At 53.8% G+C, this 25632-nt stretch carries 27 protein-coding genes, 2 tRNA genes and 1 riboswitch; of the genes, 9 read left to right on the forward strand and 20 right to left on the reverse strand.

All coding sequences use genetic code 11. From position 1 onward, the window contains the following. Nucleotides 1–132 precede the first annotated feature (132 nt). The 5 genes from clpX to IEW52_RS09860 all read right to left on the reverse strand — a co-directional run bounded on the left by clpX (nt 133) and on the right by IEW52_RS09860 (nt 6742). The gene (gene clpX / locus IEW52_RS09840) at nt 133–1413 is read right to left on the reverse strand and encodes an ATP-dependent protease ATP-binding subunit ClpX (RefSeq protein WP_188629898.1); all 1281 of its coding nucleotides are present in this window, start codon (nt 1411–1413) and stop codon (nt 133–135) included. An 82-nt stretch (nt 1414–1495) separates the two neighbouring features. Then, nucleotides 1496–2098, reverse strand: a complete 603-nt coding sequence (gene clpP / locus IEW52_RS09845) for an ATP-dependent Clp endopeptidase proteolytic subunit ClpP (protein WP_373286225.1) — start codon at nt 2096–2098, stop codon at nt 1496–1498. A gap of 109 nt (nt 2099–2207) precedes the next feature. After that, the gene (gene tig, locus IEW52_RS09850) at nt 2208–3518 is read right to left on the reverse strand and encodes a trigger factor (RefSeq protein ID WP_188629900.1); all 1311 of its coding nucleotides are present in this window, start codon (nt 3516–3518) and stop codon (nt 2208–2210) included. Nucleotides 3519–3831: 313 nt separating this feature from the next. Further along, the gene (locus IEW52_RS09855; protein WP_188629901.1) at nt 3832–5529 is read right to left on the reverse strand and encodes an NAD-dependent malic enzyme; all 1698 of its coding nucleotides are present in this window, start codon (nt 5527–5529) and stop codon (nt 3832–3834) included. Between the two features lie 127 nt (nt 5530–5656). Then, nucleotides 5657–6742: a GGDEF domain-containing protein gene (locus tag IEW52_RS09860; protein ID WP_188629902.1), complete on the reverse strand. Its 1086-nt coding sequence runs from the start codon at nt 6740–6742 to the stop codon at nt 5657–5659. Nucleotides 6743–7061: 319 nt separating this feature from the next. On the opposite strand from IEW52_RS09860, the gene IEW52_RS09865 reads away from it, so the two are divergent. From IEW52_RS09865 to IEW52_RS09880, 4 genes are read left to right on the forward strand one after another with little or no spacing between them, the layout of a single operon-like run. Next, nucleotides 7062–7412, forward strand: a complete 351-nt coding sequence (locus tag IEW52_RS09865; RefSeq protein WP_188629903.1) for an ArsC family reductase — start codon at nt 7062–7064, stop codon at nt 7410–7412. Nucleotides 7413–7436: 24 nt separating this feature from the next. Further along, entirely contained in the window at nt 7437–8570 is a 1134-nt protein-coding gene (gene dapE / locus IEW52_RS09870; RefSeq protein WP_188629904.1) for a succinyl-diaminopimelate desuccinylase, read from the forward strand. Further along, nucleotides 8567–9244, forward strand: coding sequence for a M15 family metallopeptidase (locus IEW52_RS09875; RefSeq protein ID WP_188629905.1), 678 nt, complete (start codon nt 8567–8569; stop codon nt 9242–9244). Before dapE ends, IEW52_RS09875 begins: the two co-directional genes overlap by 4 nt. 3 nt (nt 9245–9247) lie before the next feature. Then, a complete protein-coding gene (locus IEW52_RS09880; RefSeq protein WP_188629906.1) occupies nt 9248–9490 on the forward strand; it encodes a hypothetical protein in 243 nt (80 codons plus the stop codon). Between the two features lie 45 nt (nt 9491–9535). Here IEW52_RS09880 and IEW52_RS09885 read toward each other — a convergent pair whose 3' ends face one another. From IEW52_RS09885 to IEW52_RS09895, 3 genes are all read right to left on the reverse strand, one after another. Then, the gene (locus tag IEW52_RS09885) at nt 9536–9979 is read right to left on the reverse strand and encodes a YkvA family protein (protein ID WP_229667882.1); all 444 of its coding nucleotides are present in this window, start codon (nt 9977–9979) and stop codon (nt 9536–9538) included. Nucleotides 9980–10009: 30 nt separating this feature from the next. Next, nucleotides 10010–11131, reverse strand: coding sequence for an alanine dehydrogenase (gene ald, locus IEW52_RS09890; RefSeq protein ID WP_188629907.1), 1122 nt, complete (start codon nt 11129–11131; stop codon nt 10010–10012). A gap of 101 nt (nt 11132–11232) precedes the next feature. Then, nucleotides 11233–12561, reverse strand: a complete 1329-nt coding sequence (locus IEW52_RS09895; RefSeq protein ID WP_188629933.1) for a glutamine synthetase family protein — start codon at nt 12559–12561, stop codon at nt 11233–11235. 207 nt (nt 12562–12768) lie between these two features. Here IEW52_RS09895 and IEW52_RS09900 point away from each other — a divergent pair, with 207 nt between their 5' ends. Continuing rightward, complete coding sequence (locus tag IEW52_RS09900) at nt 12769–14043, forward strand: NAD(P)/FAD-dependent oxidoreductase (RefSeq protein WP_188629908.1); 1275 nt, start codon at nt 12769–12771, stop codon at nt 14041–14043. 94 nt (nt 14044–14137) lie between these two features. After that, the gene (locus IEW52_RS09905) at nt 14138–14398 is read left to right on the forward strand and encodes a DUF1289 domain-containing protein (RefSeq protein ID WP_188629909.1); all 261 of its coding nucleotides are present in this window, start codon (nt 14138–14140) and stop codon (nt 14396–14398) included. Here the strand turns inward: IEW52_RS09905 and IEW52_RS09910 are convergent. From IEW52_RS09910 to IEW52_RS09955, 10 genes are all read right to left on the reverse strand, one after another. Further along, nucleotides 14395–15264 (reverse strand): alpha/beta fold hydrolase, encoded by an 870-nt coding sequence (locus IEW52_RS09910; RefSeq protein WP_229667883.1) that lies wholly within the window; start codon nt 15262–15264, stop codon nt 14395–14397. The two genes, IEW52_RS09905 and IEW52_RS09910, sit on opposite strands and share 4 nt — an antisense overlap. Before the next feature lie 3 nt (nt 15265–15267). Then, nucleotides 15268–16080: a MetQ/NlpA family ABC transporter substrate-binding protein gene (locus IEW52_RS09915; protein ID WP_188629910.1), complete on the reverse strand. Its 813-nt coding sequence runs from the start codon at nt 16078–16080 to the stop codon at nt 15268–15270. Nucleotides 16081–16265: 185 nt separating this feature from the next. Next, entirely contained in the window at nt 16266–16730 is a 465-nt protein-coding gene (gene moaE, locus IEW52_RS09920) for a molybdopterin synthase catalytic subunit MoaE (RefSeq protein WP_188629911.1), read from the reverse strand. A gap of 1 nt (nt 16731) precedes the next feature. Next, the gene (gene moaD / locus IEW52_RS09925; RefSeq protein WP_188629912.1) at nt 16732–16980 is read right to left on the reverse strand and encodes a molybdopterin synthase sulfur carrier subunit; all 249 of its coding nucleotides are present in this window, start codon (nt 16978–16980) and stop codon (nt 16732–16734) included. Further along, nucleotides 16977–17450 (reverse strand): cyclic pyranopterin monophosphate synthase MoaC, encoded by a 474-nt coding sequence (moaC, locus tag IEW52_RS09930; RefSeq protein WP_188629913.1) that lies wholly within the window; start codon nt 17448–17450, stop codon nt 16977–16979. Before moaC ends, moaD begins: the two co-directional genes overlap by 4 nt. Next, a complete protein-coding gene (gene moaB, locus IEW52_RS09935) occupies nt 17447–17962 on the reverse strand; it encodes a molybdenum cofactor biosynthesis protein B (protein WP_188629914.1) in 516 nt (171 codons plus the stop codon). The genes moaC and moaB overlap by 4 nt, the downstream gene beginning before the upstream one ends. Before the next feature lie 50 nt (nt 17963–18012). Further along, nucleotides 18013–18993 carry a GTP 3',8-cyclase MoaA gene (moaA, locus tag IEW52_RS09940; RefSeq protein ID WP_188629915.1) on the reverse strand — a complete coding sequence of 327 codons (981 nt, stop codon included), beginning with the start codon at nt 18991–18993 and terminating at the stop codon, nt 18013–18015. Next, a riboswitch (molybdenum cofactor riboswitch) is annotated at nt 18981–19132 on the reverse strand. (Overlaps the previous gene by 13 nt.) Before the next feature lie 321 nt (nt 19133–19453). Further along, entirely contained in the window at nt 19454–19837 is a 384-nt protein-coding gene (locus IEW52_RS09945) for an Hpt domain-containing protein (RefSeq protein ID WP_188629916.1), read from the reverse strand. Continuing rightward, entirely contained in the window at nt 19830–21209 is a 1380-nt protein-coding gene (locus tag IEW52_RS09950) for a sigma-54-dependent transcriptional regulator (RefSeq protein WP_188629917.1), read from the reverse strand. Before IEW52_RS09950 ends, IEW52_RS09945 begins: the two co-directional genes overlap by 8 nt. A 304-nt stretch (nt 21210–21513) precedes the next feature. After that, nucleotides 21514–22272, reverse strand: coding sequence for a Nif3-like dinuclear metal center hexameric protein (locus IEW52_RS09955; RefSeq protein WP_188629918.1), 759 nt, complete (start codon nt 22270–22272; stop codon nt 21514–21516). Nucleotides 22273–22322: 50 nt separating this feature from the next. Here IEW52_RS09955 and IEW52_RS09960 point away from each other — a divergent pair, with 50 nt between their 5' ends. After that, a complete protein-coding gene (locus IEW52_RS09960) occupies nt 22323–23147 on the forward strand; it encodes a DUF1853 family protein (RefSeq protein WP_188629919.1) in 825 nt (274 codons plus the stop codon). An 8-nt stretch (nt 23148–23155) separates the two neighbouring features. Here the strand turns inward: IEW52_RS09960 and IEW52_RS09965 are convergent. Together IEW52_RS09965 and IEW52_RS09970 are read right to left on the reverse strand one after the other, a co-directional pair. Further along, nucleotides 23156–23229 (reverse strand) — tRNA-Cys (locus IEW52_RS09965). A gap of 24 nt (nt 23230–23253) precedes the next feature. Further along, a tRNA-Gly gene (locus IEW52_RS09970) sits at nt 23254–23329 on the reverse strand. A gap of 384 nt (nt 23330–23713) precedes the next feature. Here IEW52_RS09970 and IEW52_RS09975 point away from each other — a divergent pair. Beyond that, nucleotides 23714–25267: a methyl-accepting chemotaxis protein gene (locus IEW52_RS09975; protein WP_188629920.1), complete on the forward strand. Its 1554-nt coding sequence runs from the start codon at nt 23714–23716 to the stop codon at nt 25265–25267. 2 nt (nt 25268–25269) lie between these two features. Next, nucleotides 25270–25632, forward strand: a complete 363-nt coding sequence (locus tag IEW52_RS09980; RefSeq protein ID WP_188629921.1) for an MGMT family protein — start codon at nt 25270–25272, stop codon at nt 25630–25632.

Below are 25632 nucleotides of genomic sequence, written 5' to 3' on the forward strand. Positions count from 1 at the left end.
AATCGTTGAACACATAAAAACAGAAAAAGGGGCATAAAGCCCCTTTTAACCGGTCAAAAATGACGCATTTTCGTGACCGGACCCGCCAATTGGCATTTTCAGGTCCGAGACAATCAGGCGCCAGGTACGCTATCAGTCACCCGAAGCGGCCTGGTTTTCCCCTTTCTGATAAATCAGCAACGGGGTCGACTCACCTTTAATCACGGTTTCATCTACCACTACCTTGGCCACATCCGCTTGCGTCGGCAAATCGTACATGGTGTCCAGCAGTACCGCTTCTACAATCGAGCGCAAGCCACGAGCACCGGTTTTACGTTCCATGGCCTTGTGGGCAATGGCGCGCAGGGCGTCGTCACGAAACTCCAGTTCAACGTCTTCCAACGCGAACAGGGCTCCATACTGCTTGGTGAGCGCGTTTTTCGGCTCGGACAGTATTTGCACCAGGGCGGCTTCATCCAGCTCGGTCAAGGTGGCAACCACGGGCAGACGACCGATAAACTCGGGGATCAGACCATATTTCACCAAATCTTCCGGCTCAACCTGAGTAAAAATCTGACTCAGTGAGCTGCTGTTGTCTTTCGACTTCACATCGGCACCAAAGCCGATGCCGGTGCCCTTGTCCATGCGCTGCTCGATAACCTTGTCGAGTCCGGCAAAGGCACCACCACAGATAAAGAGTATTTTGGAGGTGTCGACCTGCAAAAACTCCTGCTGTGGATGCTTGCGACCACCTTGAGGCGGTACCGACGCAACCGTGCCCTCAATCAGCTTCAGCAGAGCCTGCTGAACCCCTTCACCCGATACGTCACGGGTAATGGACGGATTGTCGGACTTGCGGGAAATCTTGTCGATTTCATCGATATAGACGATGCCGCGCTGGGCTTTTTCTACATCGTAATCGCATTTTTGCAGCAGCTTCTGGATGATGTTTTCAACATCTTCACCCACATAACCGGCTTCGGTCAGGGTGGTGGCATCCGCCATGGTGAAAGGCACATCCAGCAAACGGGCCAGGGTTTCAGCCAGCAGGGTTTTACCGCAACCGGTAGGACCAATCAGCAGTATGTTGGACTTGCCCAGTTCAACGCCGTCTGTGGTACCTGCATTGCGCAACCGCTTGTAGTGGTTATACACGGCAACGGCCAGCACTTTTTTCGCATGATCCTGGCCAATGACATAGTCATCCAGGTTGGCGCGAATTTCATGTGGCGTCGGCAGTGCGTCGCCCTCTTGCTTGGGCGAAATATCCTTGATTTCTTCCCGAATGATATCTTCGCACAGCTCGACACATTCGTCACAAATGTAGACGGAAGGGCCGGCAATGAGCTTGCGCACTTCGTGTTGGCTTTTACCACAAAAAGAACAGTACAACAGCTTGCCGCCGTCCCCTTCGCCCTTGCGTTTTTCTGTCATTCAGTCACCTCATATGCGTACAGGCTGAGGAGTGCCCGACTCACCCTATCTAAAGAGTGTACAGCACCCCGCCCCGCTTTGCTCAATCGCGCTTGAACAGCACCTCGTCAACCAGGCCGTATTCTTTGGCCTGATCGGCAGACATGAAGTTGTCACGGTCGGTATCGCGTTCAATAATCGACAGATCCTGACCGGTATGTTTGGCCAGCAGACGATTGAGCTTTTCTTTAATGTAGAGAATCTCTTTGGCGTGGATTTGAATATCCGACGCCTGCCCCTGGAAACCACCCAGTGGCTGATGGATCATCACCCGGCTGTTCGGCAGCACGAAGCGCTTGCCTTCGGCACCGCCCGCCAGCAAAAAGGCGCCCATGGAAGCGGCTTGCCCCATGCACACGGTACTGACGTTGGGCTTGATAAACTGCATGGTGTCGTAAATCGACATGCCGGCAGTCACAGAGCCACCCGGTGAGTTGATATACAAATAGATGTCTTTTTCCGGGTTTTCCGACTCCAGAAACAGCAACTGAGCACAGATCAGGTTGGCCATGTGGTCTTCAACCTGGCCGGTCAGAAAAATCACCCGCTCTTTCAGCAAGCGAGAATAGATATCATAAGAACGCTCACCCTTGGCAGTTTGCTCTACCACCATGGGAATGAGAGCAGCCAGGGGCCCGTTCGTCATCGAATCATGCATATTTGACATAAGATATTGTCCCTAAAACAAAATGGCCCGAGTGCACTTACACTAGGGCCATTATACGCAAGAGCTTAACGCCTAAGTCAACTGGTTATTAAGCGCCAGCGCCTGGCTTGTTCATTAGTTCGTCAAAGCTAACTTGCTTGTCGGTTACTTTGGCCTGGCTCAGTACGAATTCAATCGCCTGATCTTCGATGGCCAAATTACGCACGTTTTCCAGCATTTCTGGATTTTCGTTGTAATAAGCAACCACTTCAGCCGGATCTTCATAGGCAGAAGACATGTTGGCGATGATCTCCTGAACCTTGGCATCGTCGGCCTTGATTTCGTTCTGCTTGATCACTTCACCCAGCAGCAGACCTACGCGTACACGGCGCTCGGCCTGTTCCTGGAACAGCTCGGCAGGCAGTTGTGGTGCGTTTTTCGGATCCATGCCACCAAAACGCTGCAGCGCTTGCTTGCGCAGTGTTTCAATTTCATTGTCGATCAGTGATTTTGGCACATCAACCGGATTTTGCTCCAGCAGACCGTCAATCACCTGCTCTTTAACAGAGGCTTTCAGAGCCTGGGCCAGTTCACGGTCCATGTTCTTGCGCACTTCTGCTTTCAGGCCGTCAACGGCGCCATCGGCAATGCCGAAACGCTTGACGAATTCTTCGGTCAGCTCAGGCAACTGCTGGGCTTCTACCTTGGTCACGGCAATGGCGAACTGGGCCGGCTTGCCTTTCAGGTTTTCGGCGTGATATTCCTCGGGGAAAGTCACTTCCAGAGTAAAGTCGTCACCCACTTTCTTGCCCATCAGGCCTTCTTCGAAGCCCGGGATCATGCGGCCGGAACCCAATACCAGAACGAAGTCTTCGGCGGCGCCGCCTTCAAACTCTTCACCGTCTACCGAGCCCACGAAGTTCATGGTTACACGGTCGTCAGTGGTGGCTTCACGCTCAACGGCAGTCCAGTCGGCGTGCTGCTTGCGCAGGGTTTCGATCATCTTGTCCAGATCGGCGTCTTGTACTTCAGCCTGTGGCTTCTCTACAGTAACGGCGTCCAGACCTTTTACTTCCACTTCTGGATACACTTCGAACGTGGCGGTAAAGGTAAAGTCCTGGCCGGCTTTCAGTGCAGACGGTGCCATGGTTGGCATGCCAGCCGGGTTCAGCTTTTCGCTGATCACGGCTTCAAAGAAGTTACGCTGCATCAAATCGCCAGCAACATCTTCTGCTACCGAGGCACCAAACATTTTCTTGATAACGGTCAGCGGCGCTTTGCCTGGACGGAAACCGTCGATACGACGGGTTTTAGCCAGTTGACGCAGGCGGCTGTTTACTTCGCCTTCTACCTTGTCGGCAGGTACGGTAATGGTCAGGCGGCGCTCCAGGCCTTGAGTCGTTTCTACTGAAACTTGCATTCTTCTACCTCAATTTTCTTCAGCACCTTGGTGCTGACCTGTGATTGATTTAAAACAGCCTGGGCTGCTTCCTTGAATCTTGATGAAGACAGTGTGTTTTCGCAACAACGCCGTCTTCTTGGCAAATTAGACGCGGCATTATAACTAGGCATGCTTGCAGCGTCGAGCATCACTGTGGCTCAGGTTAAGCTATATGAGGCTGAATTTGTGTTTTTCAACAAAAAACCGGCATAAAGTTACTTTTTATTACTGCGAAAAGTAAAAAGGACATGCCGAAGCATGCCCTTGTTTCACATGACGCCAAATGCCGAGTTTAGAAAGAAACGCGACGGTACTGGCGGTATTCAGGCTGCCAGAAGTTGGCTTCAATAGCTTCATCCAGCGCCGCATCGGAAATTTGCAGTGCATGACCCTGCAACTGGGCGGTTTTGGCGACCATCTTGGCAATCTGACGGCTCACTTCCTGAATGTCTTTCAATGCTGGCAACAAGGCACCCTCGCCGTTAATCGCCATGGGAGAGGTGGCAGCCAGCGCGCGACTGGCCGACATCAGCATGGCGTCGGTTACTCGCTTGGCACCACAGGCCAACACACCCAGACCAATGCCGGGGAAGATGTAGGAGTTGTTGCATTGCGCGATTTCAAACAGCTTGCCTTTGTACTCTACCGGAGCAAACGGACTGCCGGTGGCAACCAGTGCCTGGCCATCGGTCCAGTTGATAATGTCTTCTGGCGTGGCTTCTACCCGCGAGGTGGGGTTGGACAGCGGGAACACAATAGGACGCTCGCAATGGGCGTGCATGGTCTGAATCACTTCTTTGGTGAACAGGCCCGGCTGGCCGGATACCCCGATCAGGATGTCGGGCTTGCCGTTCTGCATGACTTCCAGCAGCGAAATATTCTCGCCGGCGGTCTCCCAGTCGCTGATGTGCTCCAGTGACTGAGCCAGTGGACGCTGAAAATCAACCAGGTTGGGCATGTTGTCGGTGATCAAACCGAAACGGTCAACCATGAACACCCGCTGGCGGGCTTTTTCATCGCTCAGACCTTCGGCTTTCATTTGCGCCACAATTTGCTCGGCAATACCACAACCGGCCGAGCCTGAGCCCAGGAAGGCCACTTTTTTCTCGGACAGCTTGCTGCCACTGCCCTGACAGGCCGCAATCAAGGATCCCAGCGTCACGGCGGCGGTGCCTTGAATGTCATCGTTAAAGCAGCACAATTCGTCTTTATAACGGTTGAGTACCGGCATGGCGTTTTTCTGTGCAAAATCTTCAAACTGCAACAGCACATTGGGCCAGCGACGCTTCACTGCCTGAATAAAGGCATCCACGAATTCTTCGTATTCTTCACCGGTGACCCGCGGGTTGCGCCAGCCCATGTACATGGGATCTTTCAACAACTGAGGGTTATTGGTACCCGCATCCAGCACCACTGGCAGGGTATAGGCCGGTGAAATACCACCACAGGCGGTATACAAAGACAGCTTGCCGATAGGAATGCCCATGCCGCCGATGCCCTGGTCGCCCAGGCCCAGAATTCGTTCGCCGTCGGTCACCACAATCACCTTGACGTTACGCTTGGTGGCGTTTTGCAGAATATCGTCGATACGATCACGGTCCGGGTATGAAATAAACAGGCCCCGGGCGCGACGATAGATGTTGGAGAACTCTTCACACGCCTGACCTACGGTCGGGGTGTAAATAATGGGCATCATGGTGCTCAGGTGATTGTGTACCAAACGATAGAACAAGGTTTCGTTGGTATCCTGAATGTTGCGCAGGTAAATGTGCTTGTCGAGATCGTTTTGAAAAGAAGTATATTGCTTATATGCCCGCGATGCCTGCTCTTCAATCGTTTCGATATTGTGTGGCAACAAACCGTCCAGGTTAAAGGCAATACGTTCATCCTTGGAAAAAGCGCCGCCTTTATTCAGTAACGGCGTTTCTAGCAGTGCTGGTCCGGCAAAAGGTACATAGAGGGCACGTTTTTCATGATGCGCTTTGGGCATAAGACATCTCGCTTAAGTTATTATCCCGCAGGGGAGTTATGATTTGAATAAGTAGGGGCTCGCGGCCAGTATAAGCCAAGCCCTCTTATCAAACCACCATCGTCTGAGCCCTTATTCGCCAGTTGTACTAAACATGTGCGACCACACAGTTACGCCCCTGACTTTTAGCCTCATACAGAGCCTCATCTACCCACAGCAACAGCTCGGTCATATCGCTGTTATGGTGCCCTTCTACCACACCGCCACTCAGGGTGACCGTGACTTCACTTTCATCCAGCGGGTTTTCCACCGGCTGGGATTCTACCGCCAGGCGCAAGGTTTCGGCCTTGCGTACCCCCTGCTCCAGCCGAGTATTGGGCAGCAACACAATAAACTCTTCGCCGCCGTAACGCGCCACCATGGCATCCGGGCCAAAAATGTCCATCAGGGTCATCGCCACCCGCACCAGCACCTCATCCCCCATCAGATGGCCGTGTTCGTCATTGATGCGTTTGAATTTGTCCAAGTCGAACAATATCAGGGTGTAAGGCTGATCGGCCTTACTGTCGTGGCGCACCGCGGCAAATTGCTGCATGAATAAACGACGGTTCATCAGACGGGTAAGCGCATCCCGGGTCGACTCCCGATACAAATCCATCAGCATGCGCAACTGCCCTGTCTGTACCCAGATCATGGCCAGACTGAAGCAAAGCAACAACCATACCCTATCGATCAGCTTGCCGTTATTGAGGGTGTGCGAGTCCAGCCAATAATCGGTGGCCAGCACCGCGACCATGATAGTCACGGCTATCCGCACTCCGGAACGGATGGGCAATGGCAACACCGCTAACAGTGCCAGCAAAAAATAGGGGAACGCCACATAACCTGCCGGCATGGTGGCCACATCGCGAAAGCTCCACAGGCTGACCAGATTGAAGAGCAGCAAAATAATCACCAGCGCAAACAGCGACAGCACCATCCAGCGGCGATTGAGTTTGCACAGGTAACTGAGCGGTAACAGCGGCGTTAACATGACCCCCGTCATGAGTCGAACTTTCCACAACAGCTTGAAATGGGCCGTATCCAGCACCCACCAGTCCACGGCGATCCAACCGGCAATACCAATAATGAGCAGCGTCACCAGCCAACGAAAGCGAACGGCCACAAAACCAATGCGGATGAGCTTAAAATCCCGAGAGTGACCTTTATCACTCCAGTATTCTTTGAGTTCCAACCCATTCCCCTTTTCAAATAGTTAAACGGCCAACTCGTATCAAGGCTATTTGTGATTAAAGACAAAACCATTAAATAACGCACCCAATCTGTGCAAGGGCAGGTAACACTCGACCCAGCAGCTGCGACAGACTGCGACAGAAATGACAAAAAACGCCAACAGTAACCAAAGTGCCGTGTGGGCGCCAGTGTATAATGCGGCTAACTACAAATCATTGGCGAGATCGCGGTGTGATTGTTTGGCGGTAGCCGGTTGCAGGCGCTTGGCTTAAGTGACAAAATTCTGCTTTATTATGCATTCTGCGTTACAGGAACCCGCCTTGACCATCACACTCTATGGCATCAAAAATTGCGATACCGTCAAAAAAGCCCGCAACTGGCTGGAGCAACACGACATCCACTATCAGTTCGTCGATCACCGTGTAGACGGACTCGATGACGAAAATCTGCAGCTATGGCTCGACAAACTGGGTTGGGAATCTCTGGTCAACAAACGCAGTACCACTTATCGCGCCCTCTCCGATACCGACAAAGCCAACCTGGGAGCCGGCACAGCTGCCGCCTTGCTCAAGGCCAACCCGACGCTTATCAAGCGGCCGCTGCTGGTACTGAGCGACGAGTTACATCTGGGCTTCAAGCCCGAGCTGTATGCACACCTATTTAATAAGTAATCCATCAATAATCAAGGATCGAGAATGACTGACTCTGCCGTGCTGGCCCTGACCCGGGAACTGATCAATCGCCCCTCCGTCACCCCCGAAGACGAAGGCTGCCAGGAGCTGATGGGCAAGCGCCTTGAAGCCCTGGGATTTACCCTGGAAACCATGGTGTTTGAAGACACCACCAACCTGTGGGCACGCCGGGGTAGTGAAGGTCCGCTGTTCTGTTTTGCCGGCCACACCGATGTGGTCCCTCCGGGCCCGCTGGACCAATGGCATACTCCGCCTTTTGAAGCCACCGCCATCAACGGTTATTTGCATGGCCGAGGTGCCGCCGACATGAAAGGTTCGCTGGCGGCCATGGTAGTAGCAACCGAACGATTTATTGCCCAGCATCCGGATCACAAAGGCTCTCTCGCCTTTTTGATCACCAGTGATGAAGAAGGCCCCTTCATCAACGGTACTACCCGCGTCATCGATACCCTGGAAGCCCGTAACGAAAAAATCACCTGGTGCCTGGTGGGCGAACCTTCTTCTACCAGCGAAACCGGTGATGTGGTCAAGAATGGCCGCAGAGGCTCGTTGACCGGCGATTTGATCGTAAAAGGCATTCAGGGCCATGTAGCCTATCCGCACCTGGCGGACAACCCAGTACACAAGGCGGCGCCAGCCCTGACCGAGCTGGCCAATACGGTCTGGGACAAGGGTAACGAGTTTTTTCCTCCTACCAGCTTTCAAATTGCCAACCTTCACGCCGGCACAGGGGCGTCCAATGTGATCCCCGGTGAATTCAAGGTGCAGTTTAACTTTCGCTTCAGCACCGAGCTGGATGAAGACAAGATAAAAAGCCGCGTACACAGCATTCTGGACGCCCACGGTCTGGATTATCACATCGACTGGCTGCTTAACGGTCAGCCTTTTCTTACCGATAAAGGCGAGCTGGTGCAGGCTACCGTTGACGCCATTACCGCAGTGAGACATAAAGCCCCGGAGCTGTTGACCACGGGCGGCACCTCGGATGGGCGTTTTATTGCGCAAACCGGTGCCCAGGTAATTGAGTTGGGCCCGGTGAATGCCACCATTCACAAATTGAACGAGTGCGTGAAAATTGCCGATCTCGAGCTGCTTACCGATATGTATGAAGGCATTCTGGAACGGTTACTGGCATGAATCCGCTTTGCCTGCTGGGCTTGAATGACAGCCATCTGGTGGCGCTGAATGAACCGGGGCACCGCTTGCAAGCCGAGGCCAGAGAAGCCTTTATGGCGATGCAGGCCGCGGCCGCCGAGGCGGGTTTCAACCTGATGCCGGCGTCCAGCTTTCGCAGTTTTGAGCGCCAGCTGGCAATCTGGAATGGCAAGTTCGAAGGCAAACGCCCGCTGCTGGATGCCCACAGCCAGCCGCTGGACGCCCTGGCATTGAGTGAGACCGAGCGCATTAACGCCATTTTGCACTGGAGCGCCCTGCCCGGCACCAGCCGCCATCACTGGGGGACGGACCTGGATATTTACGACCCCGACTTGTTACCCGAGGGAGCCAAATTAAAGCTGGAGCCCTGGGAGTATCAGGCCGGTGGTTATTTTTATCCGCTAAGCCAATGGCTGACAGCCAATATGGCACGATTTGATTTTTTTCTGCCGTTTGCCGAGCAACATAATGGAGTGGCGATTGAACCCTGGCATGTGAGTTATCGCCCCCTGGCCGAAGGCTGCGCCAGTCAGTTGACCCTGCCGCTGATAGCCGACACCTTAAGGTTGCAGCATATTGCCGGAAAAACGCATATCCTTAAGCAACTGGACGATATTTTTGTCCGTTATATAGCTAGCCACTCTAATGAGGATTAAACCATGAGCACCTGGCTCTGGATTGCTTTACCCCTGTTGTTCGTTGTCGGGCTGTTTGTTGGCGCGCTCAAAGACACCAAGCGGGTTGAACGATCAGTAAAGAAAAATCGCGATAAAATGCACTTGAAAGACTGGGATCAAGAAGAGAAAAAAGATAAAGCCAAAGAAGAAAACTGGGGAGTCCCCCCTGCACCTCCCGGCAGTTACCATCCCGATGATGAAGACAACAACAAACGGGGCGGCTAACAAGCCTGTCCCCCGCCGTTATTGATTAACACGCCGAGCATATACTTATGTGCTCGGCGTGTTTTTTTCTGCCGTATCAGGTTCTGATTGCCAGGTTCGCCATTGGCTATAACGCGCCAGATCGGCTCGCGCCAAATCCAGAGCCAGCTTGATCACCAGCGCATCATCCAGATATCCCGCCAGAGGCAAGAAATCGGGCACTACATCCACCGGCGACACAAAATACACCAGGGCCGCCGTTATGGCCGCGATCACCTTCCAGGGCACGGTTCTGTAGTGACCTTTGCGATAGTCATTGAGCAAATTCACCATCAAGCGTAAATCTTGCCACAATTGGGCCAATGACGACGGCGGCTGGCCACTTAATTGATTCAGCTTGCGCTCGCCCGCGCTGGCGGCCTGGCTGAGGCGTGAGGGGTCTACCGATTCCATATCGGTCAAAAAGCGAGCCTTGCTTTGTTGTTGCTGTTTTTCTTCCAGCCCCATCATCACCTCATGGTCGTTATCACATACAAAAGTTCAATCTGCCGCCAGCACCTGCATCAGTGGCGTATATTCCAGGTTATGTGCCTCGGCCACCGCCTGACACACAATCTGCCCTTGATGCACATTCAACCCTTGCGCCAGATGGGCGTCTTGTTGCAACGCCTGCTGCCAGCCCAGATTTGCCAATGCCTTGATAAAAGGCAGCGTGGCGTTGGTGAGAGCAAAAGTAGAAGTATAGGCCACGGCTCCGGGCATGTTGGCCACACAATAATGCACTATGCCGTCAACATCGAACGTTGGGTCCTGGTGGGTCGTAATATGACTGGTTTCAAAACACCCTCCCTGATCAATCGCCACATCGACCAGTACCGCCCCTTTGGGCATCAGCTGTAGCATGTCGCGGGTGACCAGTTTAGGGGCTGCCGCGCCGGGAATTAATACCGCACCAATCACCAGCTCACTGTGTACCAACTCGGCCTCTATATTGGCAGCGGTGGAATACAGGGTTTTCAAGCGAGGACCGTACAGTGCATCCAGTTCGGTAAGTCGCGCCAATGAAGTGTCCATCAGCGTTACATCGGCCCCCAGCCCCATGGCCATGCGCGCGGCGTTGATGCCCACCACGCCGCCCCCCAAAATCAGGACCCGAGCAGGCGATACGCCCGGTACACCGCCCAGCAATACCCCACGCCCGCCCTGGGCTTTTTCCAGACAATGGGCGCCAGCCTGCACCGCCATGCGCCCCGCCACTTCGCTCATGGGGGCCAGCAAAGGCAAGCCACCCTGATCATCGGTTACCGTTTCATAGGCGATGGCGGTACATCCCGAAGCCAGCAGCCCCCGGGTTTGCGCCAGATCCGGTGCCAGATGCAAATAGGTAAACAGCAGCTGATCCTGTCTTAGCTGGCGATACTCTTCGGGTTGGGGCTCTTTTACCTTGATGATCATCTCGGCACGGGCAAAAATCTCGCTGGCATCCTTCACCAGCTCGGCACCGGCGGCGGCGTAATCTTCATCCAGCAGGCCAATGCCGCTGCCGGCACCACATTGCACCAGAACGTGGTGACCGTCGCGTACCAGCTCTTTAACACCGCCCGGTGTCATGCCTACCCGATACTCATGATTTTTTATTTCTCGTGGAACTCCGATATCCATATCTGCCTCTGTATTAGCTTGTTGATGTGATTAATAATGACATTATAGCGCTGCAACGCCACCCAACCGCCTGACACTGTGAACGCCTGTTATGATGCGAGTTACACGTTCAGCAATAAAAACTCTCGCTCCCAGGCGCTGATCACGGTAAAGAACGCCTCGTACTCCTTGCGCTTGACCGAAATAAAGGCACTGACAAATCTCGGCCCCAGCAACTGGCACAGCTCATCGCATCGCTCCAATTCCAGCAAGGCTTCTTCCAGACTGCGCGCCAGCCCAAAGGGCATATTATAGGCACTGCCCTGCACCTGTTCGGTGGCGGCCACCTGATTCATCATGCCCAGATAACCGCAGGCCAGGCTCGCAGCCAGCGCCAGATAAGGATTGGCATCGGCACCGGCAAAGCGGTTCTCGATACGCCGGTCGGCAGGCGCGGAACGAGGCACACGCAGGCCCACGGTGCGGTTGTCTTCTCCCCACTCCATATTACGCGGCGCCACGTCACCAAACGCCAGACGCCGATACGAGTTTACATTGGGAGCAAACAAGGCCACGGCACTGGGAATATAACGCTGCATGCCGCCGATACAGTGCAGAAACAAGTCGCTGTGGCTGCCATCGGCATTGCTGAACAGATTATTTCCGGCCCCGTCAATCAGGCTCTGATGAATATGCATGGCACTGCCCGGCTCATTTTGCATGGGTTTGGCCATAAAGGTGGCATACACATTGTGGCGCATGGCCGCTTCGCGCATGGTGCGTTTGAATAAAAACACCTGATCGGCCAGATCGAGCGCATCGCCGTGCAAAAAATTCACTTCCATCTGAGCCGCGCCCGATTCGTGGATCAGGGTGTCGACTTCCAGTCCCTGAGCTTCACAAAAATCGTACATATCCTCGAAAATAGGATCAAACTCGTTGACCGCATCGATACTGAATGACTGACGTGCGGTTTCTGGCCGTCCGTTGCGCCCAATGGGCGGCTCCAGCGGATAGTCCCAATCTTCATTCTTCTTGACCAGAAAAAACTCCAGCTCCGGGGCCACAACCGGACGCCAGCCCTGCGCTTCATACAGCGCCAACACTCGCCGCAATACGCTGCGCGGGGCCATTTCTACCGCCTGACCACTGGCATCGAAACAGTCGTGGATCACCTGAGCCGTGGGTTCACTGGCCCAGGGCACCAGCCGTGGCGTATTGATGTCGGCTTGCAGCTCCATATCCCGCTCGGTCCAGTCGATGTGTTCATCATCGGGCCAATCACCATTGACGGTTTGCAGAAAGATATTTTCCGGCAGCCGCATGCCACCTTCTTTCAAAAACTTGCTGGCCGGTAATATCTTGCCTCTGGCATTGCCGGTAAAGTCGGGCAACAGGCATTCCACTTCGGTAATGGCGTGCTGTTTCATCCAGCCTTTCAGCCATTCCATATCGCGTTTTTTTGTTTCGTATTTACTCATCGGTGATACCCACAGTAAAAGTGAACAACATGCTTTATCTTAAGCTAACACCATGGCTTGTATAGATATATGCGAATTTAGATCGGCATCTTTAACCTGGATTCGCTATCGGCAACAGGGCAGACCGATATACACTTGAATACTCGGCTGTCACTTGATCTATTGCACGGAGTGGTTATGACACAACATCCTGATTCTTACTATGCCGCCTCTGCAAACCTGGACTTGCACTACCCGGCACTTGAGCAAGACCTGGATGTGGATGTCTGCATTGTCGGTGCCGGCATCACCGGCGCGTCGGCCGCACTCTCGCTGGCAGAAAAAGGCTACAAGGTGGTGGTGCTGGAAGCCAACAAGGTGGGTTGGGGGGCGTCGGGACGCAGCGGCGGGCAAATGATTTTTGGCTATGCCTGCGAGCAGGAAAAACTGACTCGCCTGATGGGCCACAGTGCCAGTCAGTCACTGTGGCAAACCTCGCTGGCTGCCATGAATCTGATGCGATCACGCATCAAGCAGCATCATATCGAGTGCGATCTGGTTGAAGGCCATGTACATGCCGCCATGAAGCCGCGGCACATGAAAGAGCTGGCAGACTGGCAGCGGTCGTTGAAAAACGACTTTGGCTATTCTTCATTACGCATGTGGGATCACACTCAACTGCGCCAGCAACTGGCCAGTGACGCCTATATTGGGGGGCTGTATGATTCGAACAGCGGCCATGTACACCCGCTTAACTACACCCTGGGGCTGGTGCGTGCCGCCGAGTTGGCGGGTGCGACCTTTTACGAACACAGCGCCGTTACCCGTATCGAGCAAGGTGCCACTCCCATCGCCTTTACTGATCGGGCCCGCGTGCGCTGCCGGCATTTATTATTATGCGGTAATGCCTACCTGAGCGGGGTTGCCCCCGATATTGAGCGCAAGCTGATGCCGGTGGGCACCTATATTACCGCCACTGAGCCCCTGGGGGCCGAACGAGCACAGGATCTCATTCGCAATAATATGGCCGTTGCCGACATCAATTTTGTGCTCGACTATTTTCGCCTCAGTAGCGATCATCGACTGCTGTTCGGCGGCAGAGTCAGTTATTCAGGCCGGGAGCCGAGACATCTGGCCTCGCTCATGGGGCAACGGCTGCGCCATATTTTTCCTCAACTGCAGGACGTGGCCCAGCAATACACCTGGGGTGGGTATGTGGGAATTACCATGAATCGCGCCCCGCATTTTGGTCGTTTGAACGGCAACGTCTATTTTGCCCAGGGTTTTTCTGGTCACGGCATTGCGCTGACCGGCATGGCAGGCTTTCTGATGGCCGAAACCATAGCCGGCTCGGCTGAACGCTTCGATCTGTTCTGCAAGATCCCCCACCATGACTTTCCGGGTGGCCGACTGCTACGAACCCCCGCCCTGATGCTGGCCATGACCTGGTACCGACTGCGCGACTGGCTGTAAATCCTACCCAGGCACGCTCCGCCAATGCAGGCTTGTACTTGCCGAACGCGATGAAATATGCTCCATTTAGATAAGAATGGATGGAGGGCGCATTATGGAACAACTGGAGTTTTTTGACGTACCCAGCCCCTGCATCGGTGTGTGTCAGGTCAATAATCGGGGCTACTGCAAAGGCTGTTTTCGTAATCGCGACGAGCGTTTCAACTGGCTGCAGTTCAGCTCGGGACAAAAACGCGAGGTGATCCGGCTGTGCCAGGACCGTAAGCGCCGCGTGCTGGCGGCGGCGCGTAAAAAGCAGCTCGAGCTGGAGTTGGGCGGCCAGGATGTGCCGCCGCAAGACTCATTACTGCTTTAACCGTCTTGATCCGCCAGCAGGCGCTGGCTGATCCAGTCTGCAATCTGCCGGGCCGGCTCCGGCTCCAGGTGTAAATGATGAGTGGCGGGCAGCATATCGAACTCGAGACTCGGCACCATGTGCAGCATAGACTCAATAAGAGATAATTCTTCGCCCCGCTCTGCCATGATGAGTTTTACCGGCATAGTCAAACGACGCACGAAGGCCGCGATTTGTGGCTCGCACAACCGCACGATGGAAGGCTGGGTCAGAGCTATGTCACTGCGCCACACCCAGCCATCGGCTTGTTGTTTCAGACCCCGCTCCAGCAACCAGGTGGCGGCTTGTCGGCTCACCGGCCAGCGGCTGTTGATGCGCGTCTGCAATGCCTCTTCAAAGCTGGCATAAGGACGCAGTGAACGCCGCCCCAGCCGAGCGCCACGACGCAAGGCCCTGGCCATGGACTCGGGTAATTGCTCGGCGGGATAATCCAGCGGGATCATGCCGTCCAGCAAAATCATGCGACTGACCCGCTCGGGAAACGCCCCGGCAAACAAGGTCGCCACGCCCGCGCCCAAGGAGTGACCCAGCAGTACCACCCTTTCCAACCCCAGATGCTCAACCAAGGCCAGCACGTCGGCCACGTTGTCCCAAATATAATAGGGCTGGCCGGCTGGCCGATGATCGGACAAGCCGTGACCGGCCAAATCGAGCGCAATCAGTCGAATCTGCGGCAGATGATGCGCCAACAGCGTAAAACTGGCGGCATTATCCAGCCAGCCATGCAGGGCAATCACGGGCACGCCCTCGGGATTGCCCCACTCCATCACGGCCAACTGACGACCGTGCACGGCAAACTGCCAGTTTTTGCAAGATGGCGATAGCACGGCTTATTGCTCCCAGGACTCGGGATACTTGTATCCCTCGAAGCGCTTGACGGCATAGTCTTTGAACGCGTCCGAGTTATAGGCGGCAATCACATCCTGAACAAAGGGTTGTTGCTGATCTTCACTGCGTATCACCACCCAGTTGATAAAGTCATAACTGCGTTCCAGAAACAGACCATCACCGAAGGCAATGCCACTGGAGGCGGCATAGTTGCCGTTGATCACCGCAAAATCAACATCCTGGCGTGCACGAGGCAGTTGAGCGGCTTCCAGTGCCACCAGCTTGATGCCTTTGCTATTGCTCGCGATATCAAACTCGCTCGCCTTCAGAGGATCGATGTCAGTTTTCAGTTCAATCCAGCCCAAATCGGCCAGCATCAACAGTGCTCGCGCCTGATTGGTGGGGTCGTTGGGAATGGCGACCGTGCTGCCCGCCTTTACCTGCTCCAGTGAGCTCTGCTTGCCGGAATACAGGCCCATGGGGCCGGTCGGCACCTGAGTAATGGGAGTCAGGTCGAGTTTGCGGTCTTTGATAAAGCTGTCCAGATAGGGCTTGTGCTGAAAGCAGTTAACGTCCAGCGAGCCTTCCGCCAGCGCCATATTGGGAATGACGTAGTCGGTGAATTCAACCAGCTTCACCTGATAGCCCTGTTGCTCAAGATAAGGCTTGATCGACTCGCTCACCATGTCGGCAAAATCCCCCACTGTGGTGCCAATCACGATTTCTTTTTTGTCTGCATCTGCGGCAATCACAGATAGCGGCAAGGCAGCAAAGGCCAGCGCCAGCAAGGGCAACTTGAGCAGGGTTCGACGCATAACAACTCCTTGAAATAGACGATAATGACCGATAGCCAAACACGCAGTTTAGACATTTAGATGGCTATACTAGCAAGGAGTCAGTTTGAGACCAAGTAAAGCTTGAAGTGCAAAGCTGGAAGCAGGAAAACGGCCGAGAATCGAAACACCGTCATCCTGACGTTCGTCAGGATGACGGCTTGTTTTTAACGGGATGGGTGCGACTTTTCATCCCAGTTGCTGGCTGCCTGGTTGTCGCTGTCTTTGGCGTCAACCCAGCGGGTGCCCTGTGGGGTTTGTTCTTTCTTCCAGAAGGGGGCTCGGGTTTTAAGGTAATCCATAATGAACTGACAGGCAGAAAAAGCCGCTTCACGGTGCAGGCTGGCCACGCCCACCAACACAATCTGATCGCCGAGCGCCAAAGCACCAACCCGATGAATAACCCGGCATTCCAGCAATGGCCATCGCGCCTGAGCCTGGTCGACAATTTGCTGCAAGGCCCGCTCCGTCATGCCGGGATAATGTTCAAGGGTCATGCCGCTGACGGCGTCGCCCTGATTCATGTCCCGTACCTTGCCAACAAAGGTCACCACGGCACCGGTCTGGTGTGATGCACTGAGGGCGGCATATTCGGTGGCCAAATCAAAGTCCCGGGTTTGCACGCTGATCATGTCAGCCTCCCGTGACCGGCGGAAAGAAAGCCACTTCATCGCCGGCCTTCACGGCCGTATGCAGCGGCACTATATCGTGATTGACCGCAGCCAGCAGAGTCTGGCTGCCCAAGGCGCGTGACCAGGGCTCGCCACGGGCAACCAGGTGCTGGCGCAGCGCATCGACGCTGTCGAAATCGCCACTCAATTCCAGTGAGTCCTGACCCAGCTGCTCGCGTACGCGAGCGAAAAACACCACTTTTATGGTCATGCCGTAAAGTCTCCCGATTTTCCGCCCCGCTTTTCCAGCAGGCGTATGCCGTCGATCAGCATGTCTTTTTGTACCGCCTTGCACATGTCATAAATGGTCAGGGCCGCCACCGACGCCGCCGTCAAGGCTTCCATCTCCACTCCCGTTTGCCCCGACAGTTTGCAGTAGCTTTGAATGTGCACGCCGCCGCGTTCTGTGTCTGGCGTGAGTTGGACTTCAACCCTGGACAGCGCCAATGGATGACACAAGGGGATCAGGTCGGCGGTTTTTTTCGCCGCCATGATGCCGGCAATGCGGGCGGTGGCAAATACATCACCCTTGTGGTGCTGGCCGCTCACAATCAGCGCCAGCGTCTGCTCGGCCATCAGCACCCAGGCTTCGGCCCGGGCTTCTCGCACCGTCACCGCCTTGGTGCTCACATCCACCATATTGGCCTCGCCGGAGGCGTTGATATGGGTTAATTCACTCATGCATTCACCAGATGTTGTACAAAGTTGCAGGGCTTGTGGCGGGCATCGAGTTGCTCGGCCAAAATGCCCGTCCAGCCGGTACGGCAGGCACCGGTTGAACCCGGCATGCAAAAAATGGCGGTGCGGTTGGCCAGCCCGCCAAGTGCACGGCTCTGTACCGTGGACGTGCCCAGCTCTTGATAGGTGATATGGCGAAACAGCTCGCCAAAGCCATCAATGTGGCTGTCAAACAAGGGGCTGATGGCCTCGGGGGTAGTATCGCGACCGGTAAAACCGGTCCCGCCGGTGATCAGTACCACCTGCACTTCTGTGCTGGCTATCCAGCGGGAGACCAGGGCGCGCAGCTGATATTTGTCGTCTTTAACAATCGCTTTTTCTACCAGCTGGTGACCCGCTTCGGTCAGCGCATTGACCAGATATTTTCCCGAGCTGTCGGTGTCTTCATTACGGGTATCAGAAACGGTCAGCACCGCTATGTTCAACGGCACAAACGCGCTCGCTACATGACTCATAACATTCCCTTAATACGTTTATACAAAATAACAGCGAGTAGCCAGCCGCTCTAGCCACCAATGGAGGCCAGATGGGGCGTCATGCCGGTGTGCCCTTCATGGAGAAAGTGGGTGGCCTTTTTATCGGCCAGCGCGTCTCGCAGCCGTTGCTGCAAAGTTCCACACTGATCATCGTCCGTGAGCAAATCACGCAAATCCACTCCATAGTCACCAAACAGACACAAATGCAGCTTGCCTAACGACGACACGCGCAGCCGGTTGCAACTGGCACAAAAGTCTTTGGCATAAGGCATAATCAGGCCTATCTCGCCTCGGTAATCCGCATGCCAGAAAACCTCGGCCGGACCGTCATTATGGGCTCTGAGTTTTTGCTGCCAACCTTGCTGCAACAAGGCAGCCTTGATCACGGCCCCCCGCACATGATGGCGCTGAAACAACTCGTCCATTTCACCGGTTTGCATCAGCTCAATAAAGCGCAATTGAATGGGGTTGTCTTTGATCCAGGCCAGAAAACGGTCGAGATCGCCGTCATTAAGACCACGCATCAGCACCGCATTCACCTTCACCTGCTCGAATCCCGCTACAAAGGCGGCGTCGATACCGGCCATCACTTCGTGAAAACGATTCTGACCGGTTATCTGGTGAAACATGCGTGGATCCAGGCTGTCCACGCTGACGTTGATGGCAGTCAAGCCCGCCTGTCGCCAATCAGCCGCGTGTTTGGCCATGCGATAACCATTGGTGGTCATGGCCACCTTTTCGATACCGGGAGTTCCGGCCAGGGTTTCAATGATTTGAGTAAAGTCTTTACGCAAAGAAGGCTCACCGCCGGTGATACGCACCTTGCTGGTGCCCATGGCGGCAAAGGCCCGGGCCAAACGGCGAATTTCATCCAGGGTAAGAAATGACTTGCGGCCGTCTGGCATATAGCCATCCGGCAGGCAATATTGGCACTTGAAGTTGCAGACGTCGGTGACCGACAACCGCAAATATTGGAACTTGCGCGCAAACGCATCCTGTAATTCAAACATAAACACCTTTCCAAATACGGGAGGCTGCGGCATTTCTCCCACAACCCTGACAGCCTTAGGCTGAACGGTCTGGCCACCTTATTACCATGCTTACGTGCGCGGCAACTTAGGTCTACCCGACTCGGAGTTTTTGACGTTTCCCAGTTTTCTACTACCACCTTAGATAGAAATATAGCTTCAAATCAAGAAAAACATTGTCGTGTCGCCTATTTTGGGAGATAGCCCACCATGAAATATCACATTGCAAAAAATGCCTTTGCAAATAGCGATTAAATTGCATTGCGCAACGGTGGTTTTGAGTGTTTATTGAACGCAACCCTTGTTGAATCAGGGTTTGAAAAGTTGGCACGATTATTTCATATATAGGGCAGTTGTTTTTATCCCGTGCTCTCTTCAGCTTATGCTGAAGTTCGGCCAACCCGTTTGGGTTGGCCATTTTTTTTGCCTGGGATTTATCTATTCAGAGCTTGTCACACCATTCCAGCCTTGTACGCACCTCATCCAGGGTTGCAGTCAGAGCCTGTTGCCAGGCGTGAAACTGGGGCGCGATATTGGCTTCATCTTCCTGATGACAAGACTGCTCCAGCTTTTCACTTAAATACTGACAGCGTAGCGCGCCATAACTACCACAGGCCGAGCGCAGGCTATGACAGCAAGACGCCATTTTTTCCGTATTATTGTCCATAAAGGCGAGCTGCAAGGTATCGCCCAGCTGTTGGCCATCTTCAAGAAACAGGCGCAGCAGGCGCCCCAGTACCTGTTCTCCTAGCTCATCTTTCATACGCTGCAACTGATGCTCATCAAGCAAGGGCAGCTGCGCCTGCAAATTTTGCCAATCAACCATTTGGGGTATCCCAGCTTTGTAATTTGCGATAAATAGTAGAAGGACTCACTTCAAGCAATGCTGCGGCACGGGAAACGTTACCCTGACAATGGCCAATGGCTCTTTCTATTGCCTGACGCTCCAGCACGGCTAACGGCACTATGGGCGCCGGCAAGGCATCGGTCACCAGTTCGCTGGCAGCGTCTGCAGTCAGGGGACGATCCAGCGGCGCCGGCAGCATATCCTGTTCTATCCACTCACCTTGATGTAACACCACGGCGTTGCGGATCACGTTTTGCAACTGACGTACGTTACCCGGCCAGTGATAGGCTTGCAGCCTGTCTTTGGTGGCTTCGGACAACCCCACAAACGACTTGCCTTCTTCTCTTGAAGCCTGGCGAACCAGCGCGGTGGCAATGCTGATCACATCGGCCCCCCGTTCGCGCAGCGGCGGCAGGTGAATAGGAATAACATGCAAGCGGTAATACAGGTCTTCACGAAAACGGCCTTGTTCCACTTCCAGCAAAGGCTCACGGTTGGTGGCACACACAATACGTACATCAACCTTGATTTGCTGCGAACTGCCCACGGGCTGTATCTGCCCACTCTGTAAAAAGCGCAACAACTTGCTTTGCAGCTCCAGGTCCATTTCACAGATTTCATCCATGAACAGGGTGCCGCCGTTGGCGCGGATCACGGCGCCGTCACGGTCTTGCAGTGCGCCGGTAAAGGCTCCCTTGATGTGGCCGAACAGTTCGCTTTCCATCAGTTCTTTGGGAATGGCCGCACAGTTAAGGGCAATAAAAGGACCTTCACTGCGATTGCTTAGCTGATGCAAGGCTTCGGCACACACTTCTTTACCGGTACCGCTTTCGCCGGTCACAAACACGGTCGCACTACTGGGAGCCGCGTTTTCAATCAGCCGATATACCTTTTGCATGGGCAGGCTTGCACCAATAAAACCCTGAAAAGGCTCTTTTTCAATATCGTGACGATAGCGATCGACCAGCTGATTAAGGTGGCGAAACTTCATCGTGTTATGCAAAGTGACCTTGAGTCGTTCTATTTCAACCGGCTTGTTGATGAAGTCGTGAGCCCCCAGGCGCATGGCTTCTACGGCCACATCTACAGATCCATGAGCCGTGATCACGATAGTGGTAATATTGGGCTGTTCGCGATGTAACCATTGCAAAATTTCCATGCCGGGCATATCAGGCAACAACAAATCAAGCAACAGAATATCCGGCGGTTGTCGCCGAATGTGCTCGAGTGCTTCCTGACCATTATTCACCACGGTCAGCGACAGCGGTTCATCCTGTAGATAAGCCTGGTAAAGCGCAGCCAAAGAGGCGGTATCCTCTACCAACAAGACATTCAGTCTCTCATCACCCATTTATATTCTCACCTTTAACCATTAGCTTTATCTTTCTGCACCTTGGGTGCGAAAAAAACTTGCAGTAAATTAACCTGATGTTAACATCGAATCAACACTCAGTATGACTCATTTATTCTTTCTCTGATGCTGTGTAGCTGCTTGTTATATTTAGTTTTTTTATTTTTATTAATGCCTGTTATTAGTGTTGGTAACGACAACCTTTTTTAGCCTGTGTGGCTGCTGCAAAACCAGAGTATGAATGTACTCTGGTCTTTTTTTATCCGTAAATGTCAGCCGTTTTCATTATATTGGCCCGCTGTGATCAAGCAGGATTGTCGATATCAACAAAGCTCACCTCTAATCCCTGCTCTTTTGCCAGCCACTCGCCCAGGGCCTTTACGCCATAACGCTCGGTAGCGTGATGCCCTGCCGCAAAAAAGTGTATGCCGCATTCACGGGCAACGTGCACGGTTTGCTCGGATACCTCACCGCTGATGAAAGCATCCATTCCCCGTTGAGCCGCCAGGTCGATATACCCCTGGCCGCCGCCGGTGCAAAAGCCCACGCTGCGAATCAATTCGGGGCCGGTATCGCCAACATGCAACACAGGGTGGTGCAGGCGTTGTTGCAGCCGTTCGCCAAGCTCGGCACCGCTCAGCGGAGAGTCCAACCCCCCCCACTGCGCCACCGACAATGCGTTGCCTGCTTCCAGAGGAGCCACATCCTGAATGCCCAGCAAGGCGGCCAGCTGGGCATTGTTACCCAGCACAGGGGCAATATCGAGTGGTAAATGGTAGGCGTAAAGGTTGATATCGTGCGCCAGCAGGGCCTTCAGCCGACGGCGTTTCATGCCACGAACCTGCTCGTTTTCCCCTTTCCAAAAATAACCGTGATGAACCAGGATGGCGTCGGCATTCGCCTCAATCGCCTGGTCAATCAAGGCCTGACTGGCTGTTACACCCGTCACGATTTTGCTAATCTCGGGCTTGCCTTCCACTTGCAGGCCATTCGGGCAATAATCTTTAATCGCTTCAACATTGAGCTGCTCATTCAGCAGCCGTTCGAGTTCTAAATTATTCATGCTGACTCCATGGCGTGATTGGGCCCATTCTAAAACAAAAGGTTCCTTGAATGAGTAATGCTTTGCATTCTTTATTATCGCAGCTCACAGATCCGATAGTACGAGACCTGGCCTGGGCCCTGGCCAGTCCCAACCTGCTGCAACATTCACCTCAGGCACCGGACAATCTCTGGTATTCGCAGCTGTTAACCGAATACCAGCCTCGTCTGCTCGAGCTGGACGACAACCCGGCGCTATTGCACCTGCATTGCCAACCCCATCGTCGACTCGGTTTCTATTTTGAGTCACTTTGGCATTTTTTTCTGCTCGATCATGATCGCTATCAATTGCTGGCCCATGACTGGCAACAGGTCATTGATGGTACCACTGTGGGGGCATTTGATTTTATTGTCTGGGATCAACGGTTAAAACGCATCGAACACTGGGAACTGGCCGTAAAATTTTACCTGATCAGCCAACAGGATAACCCCTTTGACAGCGCTTTTGGCATGAATCCTCGCGACAAGTTGCGTCGCAAGCATCAGCATATGCTGAATCATCAACTGATGCTGAGCCAGCAACCCCATGTTCACCAGCATCTAAAACGGCTGGGATTATTGCCACAGCACAAACGTCTGATTTTAAAGGGACGCCTCTATTATCCTGTCCATTGCCAACAATTTTTATCCGAGCATGGCGAAAGAGGAATTTGGGGACTTGAGTCACCCAAGCCCGGTTTTATTCCGCAGCACAAGCTGGGTTGGCTAACCGGCGGACGCCACAGTGAACGATTGGATAGAAAGCAGAATTTCAGCGACGCAAAAGGTAACTGGTATATTCAGGTAGACAAGGAATGGCTTGATGATACGAGTGAGATTGAACAGCAGGAAAGCTAATAAGGAGATGGAGGCGCGTTCCGGAGTCGAACCGGACTAAACGGATTTGCAATCCGCTGCATAACCGCTTTGCTAACGCGCCATCGCAGAGAGTTGAACTGAAATTTGGAGCGGGAAACGAGATTCGAACTCGCGACCCCAACCTTGGCAAGGTTGTGCTCTACCAGCTGAGCTATTCCCGCTAAATTTCTTTACTTCCAAGATATTGATACACCCTTGCAGGTGTTCAATGGATGCGCATTATAAGGGTGGCAGCCTACAATACAAGTCATTTTATTGTTGCCAACTGTGTTTGCTTCAATTTTCAGCGTCTTGATTATTTTTTAACGTTTTTTACCTGTTCGCGGCAACAAGCCATACTCCCCTCTGTTCGTCAGGACACATAAAAGCGTCGAGCCACGCTGCAAGCTGCACAATTAATCACCACCAGCAGCGCGTCATAACAAGAATCGATTGAAACCAATCGATCTATTTTTCACAATTGAGAAACACGCTCAAGTTTATATATTGAATGCCGATATAATCGGTAGAAATTACTGTCATTTCATCGCGGGCATAAAAATAAAATGAATAGAAGAAACCAGCACGTTATCGACGAGGAAGTCACTTACAATAGCCAGGAACAACTGGTTTCAACCACGGATCTGCGTGGCGTCATTACCTATGCCAACGATATCTTCTGTCGTGTTGCGGGTTATCTTCCAGAAGAGCTGGTCGGAAAAAACCACAACATCGTTCGCCATCCCGATATGCCCAAGGCGGCGTTCCGTGATTTATGGGAGCACGCCAAAGCCGGTCGTCCCTGGCGTGGCGCAGTAAAAAATCGCTGCAAGGACGGTCGTTATTACTGGGTTGATGCCTATGTCACCCCTATCTATCAAGACGGCAAGATCACCGGCTTTCAATCGGTACGTACCCAACTGGACGACAAGACCCGCAATATTGCCAGCCAGGCTTATCGACAACTACTGAAGCAGGAACAACAAAAGCACAGCGCTCCGTCCTGGCTGAAGCCCTTGGTGGCAAGTTTGCCACTGGTCGGCTTATGCGCCTTGTTGGCGGGCGCCTTTATCAACGGCGGTGGCAGCACGCTGCTATGGAGCCTGTTACCCCTGCTGTGGCTGGGGGTGTGTTATCGCAAGTCGTTACTCGGTACCCGCCAATATCTGCAGGGGCTCGGCAAGGAATACGACAGCCTTTCTCGCCTGGTTTATTCCGGCGATGCGCCGCATTCCATTGCCGATTACCATCTTAAAATGTGGCAGGCACGCACCCGTACCATATTGGGCCGGGTAGACGATGCCACCGATTCACTCAAGGAACTGGCCGGATCCATGATGCAGGCCATGACGGGCGCGCGCGTCGAGCTGAGTCAGCAAGACAGCGATACCCATCAAATTGCCGCCGCCATTAATGAAATGTCGGCCACCGCCACCGAAATTACCCGTAATACCCAGCAGGCGGCCAGCAATGCCGAAGAAGCACAGCACCAGTGTCATGTCACGCAAGAACAATTGGAACAGACCCGCGTCAAGATTGTGGGCCTGGCCGAAGAGGCCAAGCAGGCAGCAAAAGCGACCCAGGCGTTAACCGAAGAGTCGAATCGCATTGGTACCCTGATGAGCGAAATTCAGGGCATTGCCGATCAAACCAACCTGCTGGCACTCAACGCCGCCATTGAAGCCGCGCGGGCCGGTGAACATGGACGCGGCTTTGCCGTGGTGGCAGAAGAAGTACGCGCCCTGTCTACCCGTACCCATGGTGCCACCGAGCAAATTCAGACCAGCATCGGCCAGATTCAGCAAACCCTGTCCAAGTGGCATGTGATGATGGACACCAACATGGCGCACAGCCAGGATTGCGTGCAGGCCGCCGAAGCCGGCAGCAACAGCCTGGCGCTGGTGGTCACGGAAATCGATCATATTGTGGGTATTACGGTACAAATTTCGTCGTCCGCCGAGCAACAGCAGTTGGTCGCCGAAGAAATCAGCCACAATGTGCATTGTATTTCTGAAACCTCTTCGGCCAACCTGACTAAAATTGCGCAGGTAGAAGATTCGAGTAAACAGCTGCTGGATCGATCTCAGGGACTTAACGATCTCACCCGTACGTTTTCCTGACCGTGGCATCTCACCCAACACAGGCCCAGCAGCAAATATTAACGCTGCTGGCGTTAGTGCCCTGCGGGAAAGTGGTGAGCTATGGACAACTGGCGGATCTGGCTGGCCTGCCCGGCCGGGCCAGACTGGTGGGCAGTACGCTGCGTACCCAGAATACCGAACAACTGCCCTGGCACAGGGTGGTTGCGGCAGATGGCCGACTGGGGCTGCCCAAGGGCAGCCCCGGCTGGCTAGAGCAAAGGCAGCGCTTACTGGCTGAAGGCGTACTGTTCAAGGGTGATCCCCTCACCGGCGACAAAGTGCCCATGGCGAAATACCAATGGCAGCCAGACCTGGCGGCCATGCTGATGCTGTTTGAACGCTAA

Source organism: Oceanisphaera marina, assembly GCF_014643915.1.
Classification (GTDB): Bacteria; Pseudomonadota; Gammaproteobacteria; order Enterobacterales; family Aeromonadaceae; genus Oceanimonas; species Oceanimonas marina.

Coding starts and splice junctions, on each gene's coding strand:
- clpX (WP_188629898.1), bottom strand. CDS start 1,413: ATGACAGAAAAACGCAAGGGCGAAGGGGACGGCGGCAAGCTGTTGTAC.
- clpP (WP_373286225.1), bottom strand. CDS start 2,098: ATGACGAACGGGCCCCTGGCTGCTCTCATTCCCATGGTGGTAGAGCAA.
- tig (WP_188629900.1), bottom strand. CDS start 3,518: ATGCAAGTTTCAGTAGAAACGACTCAAGGCCTGGAGCGCCGCCTGACC.
- IEW52_RS09855 (WP_188629901.1), bottom strand. CDS start 5,529: ATGCCCAAAGCGCATCATGAAAAACGTGCCCTCTATGTACCTTTTGCC.
- dapE (WP_188629904.1), top strand. CDS start 7,437: ATGACTGACTCTGCCGTGCTGGCCCTGACCCGGGAACTGATCAATCGC.
- IEW52_RS09875 (WP_188629905.1), top strand. CDS start 8,567: ATGAATCCGCTTTGCCTGCTGGGCTTGAATGACAGCCATCTGGTGGCG.
- IEW52_RS09880 (WP_188629906.1), top strand. CDS start 9,248: ATGAGCACCTGGCTCTGGATTGCTTTACCCCTGTTGTTCGTTGTCGGG.
- IEW52_RS09885 (WP_229667882.1), bottom strand. CDS start 9,979: ATGATGGGGCTGGAAGAAAAACAGCAACAACAAAGCAAGGCTCGCTTT.
- ald (WP_188629907.1), bottom strand. CDS start 11,131: ATGGATATCGGAGTTCCACGAGAAATAAAAAATCATGAGTATCGGGTA.
- IEW52_RS09895 (WP_188629933.1), bottom strand. CDS start 12,561: ATGGAATGGCTGAAAGGCTGGATGAAACAGCACGCCATTACCGAAGTG.
- IEW52_RS09900 (WP_188629908.1), top strand. CDS start 12,769: ATGACACAACATCCTGATTCTTACTATGCCGCCTCTGCAAACCTGGAC.
- IEW52_RS09905 (WP_188629909.1), top strand. CDS start 14,138: ATGGAACAACTGGAGTTTTTTGACGTACCCAGCCCCTGCATCGGTGTG.
- IEW52_RS09915 (WP_188629910.1), bottom strand. CDS start 16,080: ATGCGTCGAACCCTGCTCAAGTTGCCCTTGCTGGCGCTGGCCTTTGCT.
- moaE (WP_188629911.1), bottom strand. CDS start 16,730: ATGATCAGCGTGCAAACCCGGGACTTTGATTTGGCCACCGAATATGCC.
- moaD (WP_188629912.1), bottom strand. CDS start 16,980: ATGACCATAAAAGTGGTGTTTTTCGCTCGCGTACGCGAGCAGCTGGGT.
- moaC (WP_188629913.1), bottom strand. CDS start 17,450: ATGAGTGAATTAACCCATATCAACGCCTCCGGCGAGGCCAATATGGTG.
- moaB (WP_188629914.1), bottom strand. CDS start 17,962: ATGAGTCATGTAGCGAGCGCGTTTGTGCCGTTGAACATAGCGGTGCTG.
- moaA (WP_188629915.1), bottom strand. CDS start 18,993: ATGTTTGAATTACAGGATGCGTTTGCGCGCAAGTTCCAATATTTGCGG.
- IEW52_RS09945 (WP_188629916.1), bottom strand. CDS start 19,837: ATGGTTGATTGGCAAAATTTGCAGGCGCAGCTGCCCTTGCTTGATGAG.
- IEW52_RS09950 (WP_188629917.1), bottom strand. CDS start 21,209: ATGGGTGATGAGAGACTGAATGTCTTGTTGGTAGAGGATACCGCCTCT.
- IEW52_RS09955 (WP_188629918.1), bottom strand. CDS start 22,272: ATGAATAATTTAGAACTCGAACGGCTGCTGAATGAGCAGCTCAATGTT.
- IEW52_RS09960 (WP_188629919.1), top strand. CDS start 22,323: ATGAGTAATGCTTTGCATTCTTTATTATCGCAGCTCACAGATCCGATA.
- IEW52_RS09975 (WP_188629920.1), top strand. CDS start 23,714: ATGAATAGAAGAAACCAGCACGTTATCGACGAGGAAGTCACTTACAAT.